This window comes from Pseudomonas sp. NMI760_13 (assembly GCF_021283245.1).
Lineage (GTDB): Bacteria > Pseudomonadota > Gammaproteobacteria > Pseudomonadales > Pseudomonadaceae > Aquipseudomonas > Aquipseudomonas peradeniyensis.
In genome coordinates this window covers 1-14,844 of record NZ_JAJSRC010000027.1, presented here as the reverse complement: position 1 = coordinate 14,844, position 14,844 = coordinate 1, and the positions used below count along the sequence as shown (strand labels likewise).

At 66.4% G+C, this 14,844-nt stretch carries 10 protein-coding genes; 8 read left to right on the top strand and 2 right to left on the bottom strand.

Features of this window, described 5'->3' with window-relative positions:
• The 3 genes from LU671_RS22660 to LU671_RS22650 are packed head-to-tail and all read left to right on the top strand — an operon-like array spanning position 1 to position 2,618.
• Entirely contained in the window at positions 1–690 is a 690-nt protein-coding gene (locus LU671_RS22660; protein ID WP_203646308.1) for a GNAT family N-acetyltransferase, read from the top strand.
• 4 nt (positions 691–694) lie between these two features.
• Positions 695–1,867, top strand: a complete 1,173-nt coding sequence (locus tag LU671_RS22655) for a GNAT family N-acetyltransferase (protein WP_232856941.1) — start codon at positions 695–697, stop codon at positions 1,865–1,867.
• Positions 1,839–2,618: a ChbG/HpnK family deacetylase gene (locus LU671_RS22650; RefSeq protein ID WP_232856940.1), complete on the top strand. Its 780-nt coding sequence runs from the start codon at positions 1,839–1,841 to the stop codon at positions 2,616–2,618. Before LU671_RS22655 ends, LU671_RS22650 begins: the two co-directional genes overlap by 29 nt.
• A gap of 116 nt (positions 2,619–2,734) precedes the next feature.
• On the opposite strand, the gene LU671_RS22645 is transcribed toward LU671_RS22650, so the two are convergent.
• Entirely contained in the window at positions 2,735–4,978 is a 2,244-nt protein-coding gene (locus tag LU671_RS22645) for a putative bifunctional diguanylate cyclase/phosphodiesterase (RefSeq protein WP_442964143.1), read from the bottom strand.
• Positions 4,979–5,114: 136 nt separating this feature from the next.
• Here LU671_RS22645 and LU671_RS22640 point away from each other — a divergent pair, with 136 nt between their 5' ends.
• From LU671_RS22640 to LU671_RS22625, 4 genes are all read left to right on the top strand, one after another.
• Positions 5,115–8,243: a dermonecrotic toxin domain-containing protein gene (locus tag LU671_RS22640; RefSeq protein ID WP_232856939.1), complete on the top strand. Its 3,129-nt coding sequence runs from the start codon at positions 5,115–5,117 to the stop codon at positions 8,241–8,243.
• Positions 8,244–8,340: 97 nt separating this feature from the next.
• Complete coding sequence (locus tag LU671_RS22635) at positions 8,341–9,960, top strand: NADP-dependent glyceraldehyde-3-phosphate dehydrogenase (RefSeq protein ID WP_203646299.1); 1,620 nt, start codon at positions 8,341–8,343, stop codon at positions 9,958–9,960.
• Between the two features lie 263 nt (positions 9,961–10,223).
• Positions 10,224–10,691 carry a VOC family protein gene (locus LU671_RS22630; protein WP_232856938.1) on the top strand — a complete coding sequence of 156 codons (468 nt, stop codon included), beginning with the start codon at positions 10,224–10,226 and terminating at the stop codon, positions 10,689–10,691.
• Between the two features lie 87 nt (positions 10,692–10,778).
• Positions 10,779–11,972: a hypothetical protein gene (locus LU671_RS22625; RefSeq protein WP_232856937.1), complete on the top strand. Its 1,194-nt coding sequence runs from the start codon at positions 10,779–10,781 to the stop codon at positions 11,970–11,972.
• A gap of 86 nt (positions 11,973–12,058) precedes the next feature.
• On the opposite strand, the gene yiaY is transcribed toward LU671_RS22625, so the two are convergent.
• Positions 12,059–13,207: an L-threonine dehydrogenase gene (gene yiaY, locus LU671_RS22620; protein WP_232856936.1), complete on the bottom strand. Its 1,149-nt coding sequence runs from the start codon at positions 13,205–13,207 to the stop codon at positions 12,059–12,061.
• Positions 13,208–13,562: 355 nt separating this feature from the next.
• Between yiaY and tssI the strand changes: the two genes are divergently transcribed.
• A partial coding sequence (tssI, locus tag LU671_RS22615) for a type VI secretion system tip protein TssI/VgrG (RefSeq protein WP_232856935.1) occupies positions 13,563–14,844 on the top strand: 1,282 nt, incomplete at its 3' end.

Sequence of the window (14,844 nt, the reverse complement as noted above, 5' to 3'; positions counted from 1 at the left end):
ATGACTGCATTTGCCAAGATCCAGGATCGCATCAAGCGCAAGGGACTGCGTGACACCCTCGGTAGCGCCTTGCGGCACTACGTCTTCTATCATTGGGAGCTGCTGTGGATGGAGCGCGACCTGGTCAGCCCGGTGCCGCCGCACCGGCTCAAGCCTTACGGCAGCCTGCGCGTCGAGGGCATCACCGTGCATAACGTGCAGGCCTTCGCCCGCCACTTCGGCGACCGGGTCGAGACCATGCGCGAGCTGGCCGCCGAAGGCCACACCGGGCTGATGTTCCTCGACGACGACAACGACGCCGTGGCCTTCATCTGGGGCAGCAGCCGCCACTATCACGACCGCCACTACTACGGCTGCTGGTTCCCGGTCGGACCGGGCGAGTTCTTCGAGTTCGGCGGCGAGCTGATCCGCAAGTACTGGGGCACCGAGCTGTCGGTGGACCTGCAGCTGGCGTTGTGGAAGGCCATGGCCGCCCAGGGCTGCACCAAGGTGGTGGACGTGTGCGAGCAGCACAACATCCCGGCGCTCAAGCTGCACCTGCGCATGGGCTATCAGGAGCAAGGACGGATCATGAACGTGTACTGCCTGTTCGGCCGCTGGAGGTTCTACCGCGAGAGTCGCTACACGACCTCGCGCCTGGAGCCACTGCGCAAACCGGAGGCCCCGGCCTCCTCGGCCACGGCGGGCTGAAGCCATGGCCCTGCAGCTCAGATGGTGCGCCTCGCTGCGCAGCGACGACTTCCCCGCCGCCGACTACGAGGCGCTGCGCCGGCGCCTGCCCGGCAGCACGCCGTTCAACCACCTCGGCTGGCTGCGCGCCGCCGAGGCCGCCCTGCTGCCCGGCCAGCGGCTCGGTGTGCTGCTCGGCTACCAGGACGAACGCCTGTGCCTGTGCCTGCCCCTGGTCCGCGCCCGGGAGCCCTTCGGCCCACTGTTCGCGCCGGTGGTGCGCCACCTGGGCTATCCGCTGAGCGACCGCATCGCGCTGCTCATCGACCTGCCGGCGCTGTACGCCGACCAGGTCCTGCAGGCCATCCGCAAACACCTGCCCCATGCCCTGCTGCAACTGAACGAGGTGCCGGACAACGCCGAGCACGAAGGCTGGTTGCGCCAGTGGGCCAGCGCCAGTTCCACCTGGCAGCAGCGCCTGACCTGCCGCGTGCCGGTGCACCGCATCAACGAACAGGATCGCCAGGAGGTCAGCGGCGATCCGCGCTACAAGCTGCGCCGCGCGCGCAAACGAATCAACGCCTGCGGCGCCAGCGTGCGCCGCGTCATGGCCACGGCCGAGAACATGGGTGAACTGCTCGACGCCATCAGCGCCGTCGAGGCCGTGAGCTGGAAAGGCGACGACGAGGTCGGCATCTTCTCCGGCCCCCTGCGCCGCCAGTGGATGGAGCAGGCCTTCATCGCGCTGGCCGGCGAAGGCCTGGTGTGCCTGGTGCTGCTGGAGCTGGACGGGCGCTGCATCAGCTACCGCCTGGGCCTGGTGGAGCGCGGCCGGGTCTACGACTACAACCTCGCCTTTGTGCCCGAACACCGCGACCTGGGCAGCGGCCGCGTACTACTGGAGGAGTGGATCCACTGGGGCCTGGACGCCGACTGGAAATGGATCGACGCCTCGCGGGTCAGCCTGGACAATTCCAGCCACCAACTGCACGAACGCATGACCGGCCAGCTCGAACAGTGGCGCCTGAGCAGCTACAGCTGGCGCCCCGACGGCGTGCTGCTGGGCCTGGCGCAGCGCTGCTGGCACTGGCTCAAACCACGCCTGCGCAGGCGCTCGCCGCGCAAAGAAGCCGATGTTGTCGCCCCCACCCCGCCACAGGAGCGCCCGGATGCCATCCCAGGTCATAGTCAACGCTGACGATTTCGGCCTCAGCGCCCACACCAACGCGGTCATCCTGCACGCCTTCCAGGCCGGGCTGATCAGCTCGGCCACGGCCATGGCCAACATGCCGGCCTTCGCCACCGCCTGCGCGCTGGCCCAGCAACCGGCGCTCAAGGGACGCATCGGGCTGCACTTCAACCTCACCTACGGCCGTCCGCTGAGCCAGGCGATCCTGGACGAGCCGCGCTTCTGCACGCCCCACGGCGAGTTCGACCTGCGCCTGAAGCAACGTACCCTGCGCCTGTCGCGCCGCGAGCGGGCCGCCGTGGAAGCGGAGCTTGAGGCCCAATGGAAACACTGCCTGGACCACGGCCTGATGCCCAGCCACCTGGATTCGCACCAGCACGTGCACAACATCTGGCCGGTGGGCACCGTCGTCGCCCGCTTCGCCCGCGACCAGGGCGTGCCGGTGCGCCTGGCGCGCAACCTGGGGCACAACATCGGGCCGGCCAAGCGCGCGTTCAAGACCCTGCTCAACTGGCGCCTGCGCCAGCTCGCCGGGAGCACCGCCGACTTCGTCTGCACCCCGGCCGACCTCAAGGCCGGCCTGGCCCCCGAGCATGGCGTGCTGGAGCTGGTGGCCCATCCCAGCGCGCTGGGTGGGCATGATTTCGGCGACGCCTACCTGGCCAGCGGCGAATCGCTGCTGGCGCTGGTCGAGCAGCGCCTGGGGCAGGTGCCGCGGGTGGGGTATGCGAGCCTGGGTATGCAGGAGGAGATGAGTTGATGGCCGCCGGGTGTTCGACGTTAGAGGTGCATTGCCTATGAGATCGAGCGCCGCCCGCGCGGCGCTCGATCTGATAGGCGCCAAACCTGTATCGACGGGCACTCGCCCCCCTGCCACTAACGCCCCGGCGGCCGATGCCGCCGTTCATGGTTGTCGTCCAGCCAGCGGCGCAAAGCCTCGGCCGGCATCGGCCGCCCGAGCAGGAAACCCTGGCCCTGGTCGCAGCCGGCATGGCGCAGGAAATCGTACTGTTCCTGGGTTTCGATGCCTTCGGCGGTGATGCGAAAACCCAAGGCATGGCCCAGGTCGATGATCGCCCTGGCGATGGCTACCGCATCGTCGTCCCCTGGCAGGTCCTTGATGAAGGCACGGTCGATCTTCAGGTGATCGATCGGCAACGCGCGCAGGTAGGCCAGCGACGAATAGCCAGTGCCGAAGTCGTCCACCGCCGTGGCCACGCCCATGGCCTGCAGCTGCGCCAGCACCGCGCAGGCCTGCTGCTGGCTTTCCATCAGCAGGCTCTCGGTGATCTCCACTTCCAGCAGGTTGGCCGGCAGGCCATGGCGCTCCAGCGCCGAGGCCAGGCTGGTAACATAGTCGCTGCGCTCGATCTGCAGGGCCGCAACGTTGATCGCCAGCGGCCCGGGCAGGCCATCGCCGGCGCGCCACTCGGCCAGTTGCGCGCAGGCCAGCTCCAGCACCCGCTCGCCCAGCGGGATGATCAGCCCGGTGCGCTCGGCCAGGGGAATGAACTCCCCCGGCGAGACCAGGCCATGCTCGGGGTCGCGCCAGCGCAGCAGGGCCTCGACGCCCTCCAGCTGGCCGCTGAACAAATCGACCTTGGGCTGGTACCACAGCTCGAATTCGTTGTGCTCCAGCGCCCGACGCAGGTTGCGTTCCAGCTCCAGGCGCTGCTGCAGGCGCTCGGTCATGTCCGGGTGGTAAGGCCGCCAGGCATCGCGCCCGGCTTCCTTGGCCGCGTACATGGCGGTGTCGGCATGGCGCAGCAGGCTGTCGGCGTCCTCGCCGTGCTGCGGGCACCAGGCCAGGCCGATACTGCCGGTGACCAGGGCGGCGTTGCCATTGAGGTCGAATGGCCGCTGCAGACAGCGCAACAAGGCACGGACCTGGTGGTTCACCTGGCCCTGGGCGCCTTGCAACATGAACACGAATTCGTCACCGCCCAGGCGGCACAGACGGTCCTGGCTGTCCAGTTCCTGCAAGAAGCGCGCGGTCGCCTGTTGCAGCAACAGATCGCCCATCGGATGCCCGAGGCTGTCGTTGACTTGCTTGAAACCGTCGATATCAAGCATCAGCACCGCCAGGCCATGCCCCTGCAGGATCGCCGCGCCCAGCTGCTGCTGGAACAGGATCCGGTTGGGCAGCCCGGTGATGGTGTCGTAATGGGCCAGGCGTTCGAGCTGGGCCTGGTAGCGCTGCAGCTCGCGGTTGCGCTGCTCGAGCAGGCGCTGCTTGCGGTTGAGCTGGGCGACGAACAGGCTGAACAGCCCCGTGCAGCTCAAGGCGAACAGGAACAGCGGCGAGCCGAACAGGTCCAGCCCCGACCAGCCACCCCGTGGCGCCGCCACCAGTTGCCAGACACCGCCCGGCACTTCCACGGTCATCTTCACCTGCGACGTGTCGAACAGCTTCGGATCGCCCCAGATCAACGCACCCTCGGCGCCCTTACCGTCGCCGCCGCGCACGGCGACCTCGAACTCGGTATCCGGGCGCAATCCCGCCGTCAGCAGCAAGCGGTCGATATCGGCGACGATCGACACATTGCCCCAGTAGAAGCGCACGCCGCGCTTGCCAGTGACGAACACCGGGCGCCGGTAGACCAGCGCCCGGCCACCCTGGTACAGCTGCAGGGGACCGGCCAGAACCGGCTGGGCCTGGTCGCGGGCCGAGCGCACCAGCGGGAACTGATCCGGCAGCTGGCGATAGTCCAGCCCGATCAGCCGCTCATTGCCCGCCATCGGGTAGACATCGCCGATCACATCCCCCGGCGCCAGTGCGATGTGACGCATGTAGGGGACCGACTGCAAGGCATCGCGGGCCATGCCGTGAAAGTGCGCCGGGCTGATGCCACCGTCGGCGCTGATCAACTGGGCGATGCCTTCGGCCTCGCCAAATGCCGCGCCCAACTGGGCTTCCAGGGCGCCGCGCATCCCTGCCAGGCGGGCCGCAAGGTTGCCAAGTTGCTCACTGCGCTCGCGCTGCGCATCCAGGTGCCCCAGGACCACTGACAGGCCGATACCCACCAGGGCGAGACCGACCGGCAGCAGGCGATTGAGCGATTGGCGCAAGGTCCCGGCTGGGGCTGGCGTGGGGTCTTGTGGGGGCTGGGAAGTGATCATAGGCAAGCGATGGCAGGCAATTACGCAGTTATCGGCGCTGCGCGGCCAATGTTGAGGCCTGTTTTACCAGTACAAGCATGTACCACCGACAGCTCCGATGCAGCTGCTCTGATGTGCGCTTTGCAAGGAGCCACAGATGACAGCGAATATCCCCCACTCACACCATGCCCTTCTGCAACGCCGACTGCCCGCCTGGACAAGGGAGGCGAGAGCCGAACACTGGCAGCAACTGAGCGACGCCATCCTGCCGGCGCAGGGCCTGCCCGGCGCCGAGGCGGCCTGGTTCGCCAATGCCGCGCCACACCTGCGCGAGGCGGTCGAGGCCAGCCAGGCGCGCCTGATGCAGGCGCAACGTGCGCTGGCACGGCACCTGCGCGGCTTGAAGAACATCAACGAATTCGCCGAGCCCCTGCTCACCGAGCGCTTGCGCACGCAACACGGATTCAGCGCGCCGTTGCGCAGCACGTCGCTGGTCTGGGTGAAGCACCTCTACAGCTTCCAGGTCTACCTCACCCACCACGAACACCGCAGCCTGCTCGAAGCCGCCCTGCACAACTTCAGCGACGCCGTGACCTTCAGCCGCGACAGCGCCCTCGCCCTGGACAGCGACTGGCAGGTCAGCCAGACCGTGGTCACCGGCAAGACGACCCTGGGCGACAGCGAGACCGAAGTCGATATCGACCTGCCTTCGGAGCAGATCCAGATCAAGCCCCTGGCGCTGACACCCGAAGCGTTCGCCAGAACCTGCCGCGAGCTGGATCTTGGCCAGGCTTACCAGGATCACCTCACTACCGCCTTCGCCGCGCCCGGCGTGCGCCCGGCGGCGCTGCGCGTTCACCAGGACAGCCTGCGTCTGGCGGCTGACCTGGCGCGAGTCCGCAACCGCCTCAGTGGTGCGGGATGGGATGCGCTGCAGACCTTGCTGGAAAATGGCAAAGCATTGCCCTGCAGCCAACTGAGCCTGTTCGGCATCACCCTGCACGAGGCGACCCTGATCGATACCGGCACTTCAGGCATCGTGTTGTACCTGCCGGGACAGGCAGACAGCCTGCGCGCCTTCGACAACCTCGAAGCGCTGCATCGCCAGTTGCGCAGCGACTTGCAGCAAGAGCCGTTTCGCCAAGGTTTCATGGCTTATGTACCAAGCGAGCAGCAGGGCCAGCTCGCCAGCCGCCTGCGCCAGAATGCCGGTGGCGACCTGCGCTTGCGCACCCTGCCCATCGCCGCAGACCTGTACATATTTTTCCACGACGACCACCTGGCACGCCTGAAGCACGAAGCCCGACAACTGGCCGTGCCCACTGCGCAAGCCGACGAACAGGCGCTCAAGGCGCGCAAAGCCCTCTGGGAAAGTGCCGGCCTCGACATGCTGATGATCGCCGGCCTGTTCGTCCCCGCCTTGGGCACGGTCATGACCGCGGTGATTGCCTACCAACTGCTGGATGAAGCCTACGAAGGCTATGAATCCTGGCAGGTCGGTGACCGCGAGCAAGCCATGGCCCACCTCAAGTCGGTGGGCCTCAACCTGGCGTTGATCGGCGGATTGCACCTGGCAGGCAAGGTCGTGTCACGCCTGGCCAGCAGCCCGTTGATGGAGAGCCTCGAATCCGTCACCCTCGAAGACGGTAGCCAGCGCCTGCGGCGCGTCGATCAGCGTGACGAGAGCGTCCTGAAGAACGCCCTGAAGGGGCTGTATCTTCCCGAGCAAGCCAGCCTGCTGAGCGAGCGACTGATCATCAATGCGATGCCGCGACTGCCCGGCTGGCCGGAGCATCTGCGTCTCGAGCTGCGGGCGGCGTCGCCCCAGGGTCCGCTGCTGCTGGCCTCCGGCGCCAGGGACAGCAGCCGCGCCTGCACCGTGCTCAAGTCAGCCGACGGCTATGAAGCCTACCTCGGAGAGCGACCGGCCCCGCTTCACCAGGACCACGACCTCTCCCGCGCTGTCATGCAGGCACTGCCTGCCGATGACCGTGCGGCCCTTGGACTGAAGACCACCAGCGTCGGTGAGCTGCGCCAGCGGATCCACGATCTGGCACTGTCGAGCCGTGACATGGCCAGTCGCCTGCTGGAGAACCCGGCGCCGGGCTGGAGCAGTCAAGGCCTACTGCGCGGCGGCCTGGACGCGCCTGCCCTTGCCGCGCAACGCATCGACGTCGGCGCGCTCTTGCGCCGCTACCGGGCGCTCTACCCCGAGTCCGTCGATTTCCAGGTCAACGAACAACTGACCCAATGGTTCGAAGCCGGCCTGGATCCGGCGCAGCAGCTCGCCGAACTGGAGCGGCAACTGCTTGCGTTCCGCGACCAGGTGCGTGCCTGGGCAGGCGAAAACCCATTGCGCCAGGCCGCCGCACGCCGACTGGTGAGCAACTGGCAACGGATCTCGGAGTACTCAGAGGAAGAAGGCCGGGTCATCCACCTGATCAGCCTCGCCGACCTGGCCCTGACCCACCAGGACCTGGCCTCGCTGGCGCTACCTGATCGCTTCACCCATATCCAGCGCATCGACCTGACCGCCAACCCCGCCCTGAGCGAACTGCCCGCGGAGTTCCTCGAACGTTTTCCCCACTTGCAACGCCTGCACCTGATGAACTGCGGCTTCGAGCAAATACCAGCGGTCGCCGTGCCGCACTCACTGGAATGGCTGGATATGCAAGGCAACAGCATCCTCTGGAACGACACCAATCAGGTTGCCCTGGATCGCCTCGACAATCTTCGCTTGCTCGACCTGTCGCACAACCCGCTGGCCCGCAGCCCTGACCTGAGCCGCCTGGCCGCGCTGGACATGCTCAACCTCAACACCTGCGAACTGACGGACTGGCCAGCCGGCATCCGCAACGATGCCGACTGGCGACCCATCGTTTTCGATCTGCGCGATAACCGGTTCACTCATTTGCCGGACGACCTGCGTTTGTCGCGGGTGGCGGGCCAGGCCCTGTGGCTGGAGAGCGCCGAACTCAGCGAGCGCGTCAGCCAGCAGATCCAGGCCTACTACGAACGCGATGGCGTCGACCTGCTGGTGGCCGACGCGGAGTACGAAGACATGCTGGAGGACACCAATGTCGACGACTGGAGCATCTGGAACACCCTGCCGCTGCAGTATCGCCGCGACCTGCGCGGGCTGCAGGACCTGCCGGACTACACTCACGCGCAGCTGTGGCAGCGCCTGCGCACGTTCGCCGACCCACGGGCCATGGACTATGGCCTGTCGATCGGCGCGATGCGGCTGATGGACGCCGAGGTGTTCCCGCCGCCCTTCGAGGAATGACCGCGAGCGGCTGCGCCGGGGTGGCAATTTTCAGCCGGTCGGCGCATGCTCGCAAGCTGAAGCGTTTCATCATCCGGATTTGAGAGGTGCAGTACCCATGGACCGTCTGCTCGATTCGCTGTTTCCCGCCCCCGAGGATATCCCCGAAGCCTGGCGCCTGGGTGCGCCGCTGGAGCAACGCGACTACCTGGTCGGCGGCGAGCTGCGCCGCTGGGACGGGCCGCTGGCCACCGTGCGCAGCCCGGTGTGGCTCAAGGAAGGCGACAGCGAACGCCAGGTGATCCTCGGCAGCGCGCCGCTGCTGGACGCCGACACCGCGCTCACCGCCCTCGACGCGGCCGTGGCCGCCTACGACAAGGGCCGCGGTGCCTGGCCGAACATGCGCGTGGCCGAGCGCATCCAGCATGTCGAGGCTTTCCTGGCGCGCATGCGCGAGCAGCGCACGGCGGTGGTCAAGCTGCTGATGTGGGAGATCGGCAAGAACCTCAAGGACTCGGAAAAAGAGTTCGACCGCACCTGCGACTACATCGTCGACACCATCGACGCGCTCAAGGACCTCGACCGCCGCTCCAGCCGCTTCGAGCTCGAACAGGGCACCCTCGGCCAGATCCGCCGGGCGCCGTTGGGCGTGGCGCTGTGCATGGGCCCGTACAACTACCCGCTCAACGAAACCTTCACCACGCTCATCCCGGCGCTGATCATGGGCAACACCGTGGTATTCAAGCCGGCCAAGTTCGGCGTGCTGCTGATCCGCCCGCTGCTCGAGGCCTTCCGCGACAGCTTCCCGCCGGGGGTGATCAACGTCATCTACGGGCGTGGCCGCGAGACCGTCAGCGCGCTGATGGCCAGCGGCAAGGTCGATGTGTTCGCCTTCATCGGCACCCACAAGGCCGCCAGCGACCTGAAGAAACTCCACCCGCGTCCGCACCGCCTGCGCGCGGCCCTGGGCCTGGATGCCAAGAACCCCGGCATCGTCCTGCCCCAGGTCGACCTGGACAACGCCGTCGAAGAGGCCGTTACCGGCGCCCTGTCGTTCAACGGCCAGCGTTGCACGGCGTTGAAGATCCTGTTCGTGCACGAAGACGTGGTCGATGCGTTCCTCGACAAGTTCCAGCGCAAGCTCGCCGCGCTCAAGCCGGGCATGCCCTGGGAGCCGGGCGTGGCGCTGACGCCGCTGCCGGAGCCGGGCAAGGTCGACTACCTCGACGGCCTGGTGGCCGACGCCACCGCCAAGGGCGCGCGGGTACTCAACGAAGGCGGCGGGCACAGCCGCGGTTCGTTCTTCTACCCTGCCCTGCTCTATCCGGTCAGCCAGGACATGCGTGTCTATCACGAGGAACAGTTCGGCCCACTGGTGCCGGTGGTGCCCTACCGCGACCTGCAGACGGTGATCGACTACGTGCTCGACTCCGACTACGGCCAGCAGCTGAGCCTGTTCGGCAACGACCCCGAGACCGTCGGCGCGCTGGTCGACACCTTCGCCAACCAGGTCGGCCGGATCAACCTCAACGCCCAGTGCCAGCGCGGGCCGGACACCTACCCGTTCAACGGCCGCAAGAACAGCGCCGAGGGGACCTTGTCGGTGCATGATGCATTGCGGGTGTTCTCCATCCGTACGTTGGTGGCGACCAAGTTCCAGGAGGCGAACAAGGAGCTGATCAGCGAGATCATCCGTAACCGGCAGTCGAGTTTCCTGACGACCGATTACATCTTCTGATCCGCATGCCCACCCCCTGTAGGAGCGGCCGCGAAAGGGCTGCGCAGCGGCCCCTGTATTTCAGCGTTGACGCATCAATCGCCGGGGCCGCTACGCGCCCCTTTCGCGGCACAAGGCCGCTCCTACACCTGACCGCATCAGTCCCAAAACAGGTTTTTTAATCGACAATCGATATAAAGCCACTGTCGATTTTCCACCTGCGTAGACGACTCTAATCACCAGGCTGTTGCAAACAACAACCCACGTGAAAGGAGTTTACGAAAATGGCAGTCAAACCTATCCCCGAAGGCCAGCGCAGCATCACCCCTTACCTCGGCATCAAGGACGCCGCCAAAGCCATCGAGTTCTACAAGAAGGCCTTCGGCGCGGTCGAGATGTTCCGCCTTGAAGACCCCCAAGGCCGCGTCGGCCATGCCGAACTGAAAATCGGCGACTCGTCGCTGATGCTCGGCTCACCCTGTGACATGGAGGGCGGCCTCAAGCCCAGCGAGGACATCGAGGTCCCGGGGGTCGGCCTGCACTTGTATGTCGAGGACTGCGATAAGGTCTACGCCAATGCCATCGCCGCTGGTGCTAAGCCGATCAAAGAGGTACAGGACCAGTTCTACGGCGACCGCAGCGGCACCCTGATGGATCCGTTCAACAATCTGTGGTTCGTCTCCACCCACAAGGAAGACCTCACCCCCGAGGAAATCCGCGCCCGCGCCGCCAAGCTGTTCAGCAGCCAGTGAGCGGCGGGCTCCAGGCCGCAAGCTTCAAGTTGAAAGCCGTCGCGCTTTGCTGGAAGCTTGAGGCTTGTAGCTTGGAGCTGCCTCTCAATGCGTATCATCGAAAAATCCGGCGCGCAGGTGCGCAGCCTGACCCTGGCCGAAGAGGAACTGTTGGCCAGCTTCGCCACCGGCACCCTGGCCGGCCCCCGCCTGCTGCAGGCCAATCAGTGGCTGATGAAAGTGCGCAGCGCCAACCAGTGGTTGGCCTGCGATTGCCGCCAGGATGCCCTGCCGGTGCTCAATGTGTCGCTGAACGGCAACACCGGCACCCTGTTCCTGCGCAACAACCCCGACACCCCGGAACACACCCCTGGCTGCCCGTTCAGCAAGGATGAGCGCGAGGCCGGCGCAAGCGCCGAGGACAACACGCCCCCCGCAGCCTGGCTGGCGCCGGATGCGCCGTTGCGGCTGCTCGGCGACTACCGCCGTGCCATTGACGGCGAAACGGCCGCCGGACCACGCGACCCCGGCGAGCGCCGCGAGCAGCAGCGCCTGTTGTCGCTGCTGCTGACCTGGATCGAGGCCAGCGGCCTGAACGTCTACGCCACCCACCTGAAGAAGGACCTCACCGCCCAGTTCGCCGAGCTGCGCGGCGTCGCCGGCCGCTACCCGCTGCTGGAACGGGTGCCGGCCAGCAACTACCTGGAAACACGCCTGGACATGAAGCACATGATGATGCTCAAGGCGCGCCTGCGCGAGGCCACGGTGTTCGGCAACCATCGCCGCCATGGCCTGCTGCTCGACTGCGTCGACCAGGTCAAGGGCCGCAAGCTGTTCAACAACCGCAGCGAGGACGGCTTCGACTTCCAGGGCCACCACCACTACTGGGGCGGCAACCGCGCCTCAGGCCCCTTGCTGGCACTGGCGCTGTACTCGCCGGCCACCGCCGGCAGCCATTTCTACGAACTGATCCATGTCGCCAGCGTGCCGGTGCTGTCACGCGGGCACCTGTTCCCGGTGTACCGCGACGAAGAGCGCGAACCGCTCAAGGCGCTGGTGTCGCTGATCGACTGGATGGCGAGCAAGGGGGTGAAAGTTTTGATGCGCCGCCCGGTGATCGGCGGCCAGGTGATGGACGAACTGGTGCTGACCTCGGACCAGGACCGGGTGCTGTCGGTGTCGTTGCTGGAGCAGCCGATCGGGCCGGAGCCGGATGCCGAGAACTTCAAGCGCTACGCCGACTTCAAGAGCCTGGAGACCTTCCGCAAGTACGTGGCCGGGTTCTTCATGCGCGAACGCTGAGCAAGCCCCACAAGGGCCGATTTTCACGGCCCTTGTGAGAGCTGGCTTGTGTGGGAGCGGGCTTGCCCCGCGATGACTCGACCTGGCTAGAACGCCGCCTTGAAGATCGCCTCGATTTCCACCTGGCTGGCCACCCGCGGATTGGTCAACCCACAGGCGTCCTTCAAGGCATTGGCCGCCAGCACCGGCACATCCTCGACCTTGGCTCCCAGCTCCGCCAGCCCGGCCGGGATACCGATGGCCGCCGCCAGGTGCTCGATGGCCGAGATCGCCGCCCCGGCGCCCTGCTCCGCGTCCAGCCCGCAGACCTTCACCCCCATGGCCTTGGCCACGTCGCGCAGGCGCGCGGCGCTGACCTTGGCGTTGAAGCGTTGCACATGGGGCAGCAGCACCGCGTTGCACACACCATGGGACAGGTCGTAGAAGCCACCCAGCTGGTGCGCCATGGCGTGCACGTAGCCCAGCGAGGCGTTGTTGAACGCCATGCCCGCCAGGAACTGGGCATAGGCCATGTTTTCCCGCGCCACCAGGTCACCGCCGTCGGCGACCGCCTGGCGCAGGTTGTCGCTGATCAGGCTGACGGCCTTGAGCGCGCAGGCGTCGGTGATCGGCGTGGCGGCGGTGGAGACATAGGCCTCGATGGCATGGGTCAGCGCGTCCATGCCGGTGGCGGCGGTGAGGCCCTTGGGCATGCCGACCATCAGCGCGGGGTCGTTGACCGACAGGATCGGCGTGACGTTGCGATCGACGATAGCCATTTTCACGTGGCGCGCCTCGTCGGTGATGATGCAGAAGCGGGTCATCTCGCTGGCGGTGCCCGCCGTGGTGTTGATCGCGATCAGCGGCAGCTGCGGCTTGGCCGAGCGATCCACGCCTTCGTAGTCGCTGATATGCCCGCCGTTGGTGGCGCACAGGGCGATGCCCTTGGCACAGTCATGGGGTGAGCCGCCCCCCAGCGAGACCACGCAGTCGCAGCCCTCGCGACGCAGCATCGCCAGGCCCGCCTCGACGTTGGCGATGCTCGGGTTGGGCTTGGCGCCGTCGAATACCCGCGAATCGATGTCGCGCATGGCCAGCATCCCGGCGATGCGCTCGGCGACGCCGGCCTTGGCCAACCCGGCATCGGTGACGATCAATGCCTTGCGCAGGCCATAGCCGGCGATCGCGGTCATCGCCTCGTCCAGGCAGTCGATGCCCATGATGTTCACGGCGGGGATGAAGAACGTGCTGCTCATGGCCGGATCCTCTCAAGCTGACGGTAGGTTTTCAGCATCCGCCGGAATGGGCGTGGAGGCGTTGATCCAGGGCAAGACTGATGCGGGCCGGCATTCGAAAAACGAATCTAGTTGTATACGGCCGGACTCTTTCACCCAGTAGTAAAAATCAATAAAACGCCAACTAAGAAACATCCTACAAACCCACCAAAATAAGAACGCAAAGTTTATTTAATTATTTGAAATAGCGTTCTAGCCTAGGCCTTCGTCTTTGCCAGGGGCATTTTCTTGCTCGCCATTAACAGGGTCCTACGGACTCTACGGCAGCCCTGACAATTCCAGATAACAACTAGTTACATATAAACACTGGAGTGCCATGACCCGCCAATCCGACCTGAGCTACCGCTTCGAACCCCTGGCCAGCCAGGACCCGTTCGAGGTGGTCTCCTTCACCCTCGACGAAGCCCTCAGCACCCCGTTCAGGCTGGTGCTCGAACTGGTCAGCTACGAAGACAACGTCGATTTCGCCCACCTGCTCGACAAGCCCGCGCTGTTCACCATCCTGCGCGGCCAGCGCCCGATGCGCCATGTCCACGGCCTGATCAGCGCCTTCAGCCAGGGCGACACCGGCAACTGCCGCACCCGCTACCAGGCCGTGATCGAGCCCAAGCTGGCCCGCGCCGGGTTGCGTTCGAACTGGCGTATCTTCCAGCAACAAAGTGTGCCGCAGATCCTCGAAACCCTGTTCAAGGCCCAGCGCATCACCGACTTCGAACTGGGCCACAGCTTCCCCCACGCCCCCCGCGAGTTCTGTGTCCAGGCCGGCGAAACCGACCTCGCCTTCATCACCCGCCTGGCCGCCGAGGAAGGTTTCATCTACCGCTTTGTCCACAGCGCCAAGGGCCATCGCCTGCTCGTCAGCGACCGCGTGCTGACCCTGGGCATGATCAGCTCCAGCCTGGTCAAGCCCGAAGACGATGACGACGAAGGCTTCATCGACGACGACTACCCCGACCCGCTCGCCGTGCTCTACCACGCCAACAGCGGCGGCGACCAGGCCCGCCCCTGCCTGCGCCGCCTGCACTACCGCGAACAGGTGCGCACGGCCCGCCAGGTGCAACGCGACTACTCCTTCACCCACCCGGCCTACCACCTGCAGCAGGAGTTCAACGCCAGCGACCTGCAGCACCAGGCCGACGACTACGAGCGCTTCGACTACCCCGGCCGCTACAAGCGCGACGAAGTCGGCATCCCCTTCACCCGTACCCGCCTCACCGCCCTGCGCCACGATGCGCGCATCGCCGAGGTCGAGGGCGACGACGTGCGCCTGCAGCCGGGCCTGAGCTTCAACCTGGTCGAACACCCCCGCGCAGACCTCAACATCCATTGGCGGGTGGCCAGCGTGCGCCACGAAGGCGCGCAGTTCACCAGCCTGCAGGAGGAAGCCGCCGGCGCCGAGCAAGGCACGCGCTACTCGCAAGAGGCCCTGCTGGTGCCCGGGCGCATCGAGTGGCGCCCCGAGGCGCCGCCCAAGCCGCGCATCGACGGCCCGCACATGGCCACGGTGGTCGGCCCCGAGGGCGAGGAGATCTTTTGCGACGAGTGGGGCCGGGTCAAGGTCAGCTTCCCCTGGGACCGCGAGAGCCGCGACAACGAGT

What these genes read in the sequence shown, in the direction of transcription:
- LU671_RS22660 (WP_203646308.1), top strand. Translation starts at nt 1, where the DNA reads ATGACTGCATTTGCCAAGATCCAGGATCGCATCAAGCGCAAGGGACTG.
- LU671_RS22655 (WP_232856941.1), top strand. Translation starts at nt 695, where the DNA reads ATGGCCCTGCAGCTCAGATGGTGCGCCTCGCTGCGCAGCGACGACTTC.
- LU671_RS22650 (WP_232856940.1), top strand. Translation starts at nt 1,839, where the DNA reads ATGCCATCCCAGGTCATAGTCAACGCTGACGATTTCGGCCTCAGCGCC.
- LU671_RS22645 (WP_442964143.1), bottom strand. Translation starts at nt 4,978, where the DNA reads ATGATCACTTCCCAGCCCCCACAAGACCCCACGCCAGCCCCAGCCGGG.
- LU671_RS22640 (WP_232856939.1), top strand. Translation starts at nt 5,115, where the DNA reads ATGACAGCGAATATCCCCCACTCACACCATGCCCTTCTGCAACGCCGA.
- LU671_RS22635 (WP_203646299.1), top strand. Translation starts at nt 8,341, where the DNA reads ATGGACCGTCTGCTCGATTCGCTGTTTCCCGCCCCCGAGGATATCCCC.
- LU671_RS22630 (WP_232856938.1), top strand. Translation starts at nt 10,224, where the DNA reads ATGGCAGTCAAACCTATCCCCGAAGGCCAGCGCAGCATCACCCCTTAC.
- LU671_RS22625 (WP_232856937.1), top strand. Translation starts at nt 10,779, where the DNA reads ATGCGTATCATCGAAAAATCCGGCGCGCAGGTGCGCAGCCTGACCCTG.
- yiaY (WP_232856936.1), bottom strand. Translation starts at nt 13,207, where the DNA reads ATGAGCAGCACGTTCTTCATCCCCGCCGTGAACATCATGGGCATCGAC.